The 1,581-nt window shown below is 61.8% G+C and carries 2 protein-coding genes and 1 pseudogene; 1 reads left to right on the top strand and 2 read right to left on the bottom strand.

The window, feature by feature from the left end:
* Window positions 1-590, bottom strand: a 590-nt coding sequence (locus I5W_RS26615) for a DUF72 domain-containing protein (RefSeq protein ID WP_044531521.1), incomplete at its 3' end; no start/stop codon positions are given.
* A 133-nt stretch (window positions 591-723) separates the two neighbouring features.
* On the opposite strand from I5W_RS26615, the gene I5W_RS26620 reads away from it, so the two are divergent.
* Complete coding sequence (locus tag I5W_RS26620) at window positions 724-1,089, top strand: cupin domain-containing protein (RefSeq protein WP_017451097.1); 366 nt, start codon at window positions 724-726, stop codon at window positions 1,087-1,089.
* A gap of 235 nt (window positions 1,090-1,324) precedes the next feature.
* On the opposite strand, the pseudogene I5W_RS26625 reads toward I5W_RS26620, so the two are convergent.
* A pseudogene (locus tag I5W_RS26625) lies at window positions 1,325-1,581 on the bottom strand (type II toxin-antitoxin system HipA family toxin); the annotation flags it as partial.

The raw sequence follows: 1,581 nt of genomic DNA on the forward strand, positions 1-1,581 counted from the left end.
TTCTTGGGCGCATCGGCGATCACCAGCGCAACCTGGTACTTGCGCAGCAGCTTGATGAAGCTTTCATCGACGAAACTCTCATGGCGGATTTCCATGGCGTGGCGCAGCTTGCGCTTCTTGTCGATCTCCAGCGCCACCCTGCCCTGCATCCGCGGCTCATGCCCTTGGGCCAGCGTCTGGGCGGCGTGGGTATCGTGCGGCAACAGGCTCAGGAAGTGTTCCAGCAGCTCGGGTTCATAGCGAAAACTGGGCGGGAACTGCCACAGGAAGGGGCCGAGCTTTTCCTTCAGGTTGAAGACACCGGAGGCGAACACATTGGCCAGAGCCCCATCAACATCCTGCAGGCGCCGGGTATGGGTGATGAAGCGATTGCCCTTGTGGCTGAACAGAAAACCGGGCGGCGTCTGCTGGTACCAGCGCTGGTAACTTTCCGGGCGCTGCAGGGCGTAGAAGGAACCGTTGAGTTCGATGCTGGGCAACACCCTGGAGGCATAGTGCAGCTCATCATCCTGGCGCAAACCCTTGGGGTAGAAACTGCCGCGCCAAGGCGCGTAACGCCAGCCGGAAATGCCGATCCAGATCTTGCCCATGCCTGTCTCCTGGTTCACCTATACTGGCGTGTGACTGAAGACCGGGCACTTGGTGCCAGCCAGCACGACAGTAGCGGCGCGGCGGCTGTTACACTGCTGCCCTTCGAAATGACCGTGCCACGCCTGTCCTGCCATGACTGCCATTACCCAATTCCGCCTCGGCACCCCCACTCCAGAATACGACCACCCACGCGAGGAGCGCCGGCTGGAAGGCAATCCCCTGCGCACCACCTGGAACCACTTCACCAGCGCCAGCGGCGAGATGAATGCCGGCATCTGGGCCTGCGAAAAAGGCAGCTGGCGCATCGCCTTCGCCCCCAACAAGGATGAATATTTCTGCGTACTGGAAGGCCGCTGCCGTGTCATCGATGAGCAAGGCAACGCGGCCGAAGCCGGCCCGGGCGATGCCATGGTGATCCCGGCCGGGTTCAAGGGGGTATTCGAGGTGCTGGAGCGGGTACGCAAGCATTACGTGATCGTCGAACGCGCCGGCGCCTGATCGTCTGCCAGCTCCCGCCATCGGCCTCTGCTGACCGGATTCTGGCCGCTACCCTGCAGCACTACAATGCCGGTCGCAACGGAAGCGGATGTGGGGAACTGGCATGGTCGATTCGGGTGGCCGCAGCGGGAAAGACTGCAACGATATGCTTAGCCTGGGAAGGCGCCCAGTCCGCGCAAGGGAGCGAGAAGCTTGGCCGGCTTACCCTCATCAATGACGCCCAGGCTGGTTGACGCTACCGCAACAGGGCTACGTTGGCGTCGATACGTTGCTGGATCATGCGCACGGTCTCTTGCGTGATATCCGCCGGATGCATACGGTGAGCCAAGTCGGCAAATTGGCTGGCCACATCGCACATGTCGTCGATCAACTGGCCCGCCAGGTCGGCGGACACTTCTGCCTCCTCGGCAAGCCTGAGCATGTTCTGGCGGGAAATCCTCAGCGCCTGCCCCATCACGTCCATCTGATGATAGCCGCCTGTCCCTCGCAAAA

The organism is Herbaspirillum sp. B65 (assembly GCF_000333555.1).
GTDB lineage: Bacteria > Pseudomonadota > Gammaproteobacteria > Burkholderiales > Burkholderiaceae_D > Herbaspirillum > Herbaspirillum rubrisubalbicans.